Source organism: Pseudomonas sp. 2822-17, assembly GCF_002742485.1.
GTDB lineage: Bacteria > Pseudomonadota > Gammaproteobacteria > Pseudomonadales > Pseudomonadaceae > Aquipseudomonas > Aquipseudomonas cyclaminis.
On sequence record NZ_LJRZ01000855.1, the window covers coordinates 1 to 254 of the forward strand.

Sequence of the window (254 nt, forward strand, 5' to 3'; positions counted from 1 at the left end):
GCTCTAGCTCTTATGGAGCGTTATACTGCGGCCTGTACTACTGATCTATCTATGTTGCCTAATCTCGTCACCCTAACGATCATTGACTGCAATGCGCAATTATCAGGCATCGCCGAAGCTGGCACTTGGGTTTATACTAACGACTTCGAAGGCGAGACTCAGTTACTCGCATATGATTTCTACGGCTTCTCCACCGATGAGGCGGGCTATCAACTGGCTCTGGTAGATACTTCATAAGAAGCACAAAAAGGCGA

General features: G+C 47.6%; 1 protein-coding gene. It reads left to right on the forward strand.

The genetic code is table 11. From position 1 onward, the window contains the following. Positions 1–237 (forward strand): hypothetical protein (locus tag AOA60_RS29510; protein ID WP_218240939.1); only part of this gene is annotated, 237 nt, incomplete at its 5' end. Between the last annotated feature and the right edge of the window lie 17 nt (positions 238–254).